Annotated in this window: 2 protein-coding genes; both read right to left on the reverse strand. The window is 64.0% G+C overall.

Annotated elements, in window-relative coordinates; all coding sequences use genetic code 11:
* Nucleotides 1–1,160: 3-hydroxy-D-aspartate aldolase BhcC (gene bhcC, locus MB818_RS21795; protein WP_238906530.1), on the reverse strand; the 1,160-nt coding region annotated here is incomplete at its 3' end.
* 14 nt (nt 1,161–1,174) lie between these two features.
* On the reverse strand, nt 1,175–2,113 hold a 939-nt coding region (bhcB, locus tag MB818_RS21800), incomplete at its 5' end, for a beta-hydroxyaspartate dehydratase BhcB (protein WP_238906533.1).

A 2,113-nucleotide genomic window follows, 5' to 3' on the forward strand; every position in this document is an offset into this window, starting at 1 on the left:
GCGCGGCCGCGGGCCGAGACCGGCCAGACGCATTCGACCTTGCCGTTGCGCACGCCGACATACCAGTCATGCACATTGGCGGTCGGGTCGCAGTGGCCGGGCACCAGCTTGAGCTTCTCGTTGACCTTCAACACGCCGTCCGGGTCGGCGATCACGCCATGCTCGTCCGAGCATTTGACATATTCCACGTCATCGCGCCCATAGATGAACGGCAGCCCGCTATCGACCGATTGCGCCTTGAGGCCCGCGTCACAGATCGCCTTGTCGGGTTTGGCGTGGCTCATGACCGAGGTCAGGATGAAGAAGGCGTTTTCCCACTCACCCGCATCGATGCGCTTGCCCTCGTGATCGAGGATGCGGCCATAATCCGCATCCATGAAGGCATACGACCCGCACTGGAGTTCGTTGTAGAGGCCGGAATTGCTCTCGAAGTAATACGATCCCGTGCCACCGCCCGACACCAGGTCGGTCTCGATCCCGTCCGCCTTCAGAGCATCCACGGCATCCTGCACCTGCGCGATGGCGGCATCGATCTTGGCCTTGCGGTCGGCAAAGCTGTCCATGTGCTGCATCGCGCCCTGATAGGCCTGGATGCCGCGATAGGTCAGGTTGTCCGCCTGGGCGACAGCCTTGGCGATCTCGACCACCGCAGGCGTGGTGGTCACGCCACAGCGCCCGGCACCGCAGTCGATCTCCACGAAGACACCCAGCCGGGTGCCTGCCTTGACGGCCGCCGCCGACAGGTCCGCCACGTTGGCGACATCATCGACACAGACGATCACCTCACCTCCGCTCAGCTTCGGCAGCTGGACGAGGCGCGCGATCTTGCCCGGATCGCGGACCTGGTTCGAAACGAGGATCTCCTTGATGCCGGCGCGGGCAAAGACCTCGGCCTCGCTGACCTTCTGGCAGCAGACGCCGATAGCACCGCCCAGGTCCATCTGCAGCTTCAACACATCGACGGATTTGTGCATCTTGCCATGCGCGCGGTGGCGCATGCCATGCGCCTTGGCATAGTCGCCCATCTTCCTGATGTTGCGCTCGAGCGCGTCGAGATCCAGCACCAGGGCAGGCGTCTGGATATCGGCGGCATCCATGCCCGGCTTGGCGGGAATGTCGAAACCGACCTCGTAGGCGCCCAGGTCAATCGAGTCTTTCATGGGAATTCTCCTGTTCAGCCCTGCATCCAGGGCAGTTTGTCCAGATCGACGTTGCCGCCGGTGATGATCACGCCCACGCGCTTGCCACGAAACGCGTCGGGGTTCTTGAGGATGGTGGCCAGCGGCACGGCGCTGGAGGGTTCCATCACGATGCGCAGGTGCTTCCAGATCAGCTTCATCGCATCGACGATTTCCTGCTCCGAGGCGGTGTAGATCTCGGACACGTGGTGCGACACGAAGTGCCAGGTCAGGTCCTTGAGCGGCACCAGCAGACCGTCAGCGATGGTCCTGGGCGCATCATCGGCAATGATGTGACCCGCCTTGAAGCTGCGATAGGCGTCGTCGGCCTGTTCGGGCTCGGCGGCGATCACCTGTGTTTCCGGCGCCAGCGTCGCCAGGGTCAGGCAGGTGCCCGCGATCATGCCGCCGCCCCCGATCGGGGCCACCACCATGTCGAGCCCGTCTGTCTGCTCCATGAATTCCCTGGAACAGGTGCCTTGCCCGGCGATCACCCGCGGATCGTTGTAGGGATGCACGAAATCGCCGCCCGTGGCGGCCTGCACCTCGGCGAACGTCGCCTCGCGCGAGGTCGTCGAGGGCTCACATTCGGTGATCACGCCACCATAGCGACGCACCGTGTCCTTCTTGGCCTGCGGCGCGGTGCGCGGCATGACCACGTTGCAGGGGATGCCGCGCAGCATGGCGGCATAGCTCAGGCACGAGGCATGATTGCCGCTCGAATGCGTCGCCACGCCCTTGGCCGCCTGCGCCTCGTCCAGTCCAAAGACCGCGTTGGTGGCCCCGCGCACCTTGAACGCGCCCGGCTCCTGAAAGTTCTCGCATTTGAAGAACAGCCGGCACCCCGCCAACTCGCTCAGATAATCCGACACCCGCACCGGCGTACGACGGATATACGGCGCGATCCGATCATGCGCACAAAGCATGTCCTCGTA

It is taken from the genome of Ruegeria alba, from assembly GCF_022321465.1.
Taxonomy (GTDB): domain Bacteria; phylum Pseudomonadota; class Alphaproteobacteria; order Rhodobacterales; family Rhodobacteraceae; genus Ruegeria_B; species Ruegeria_B alba.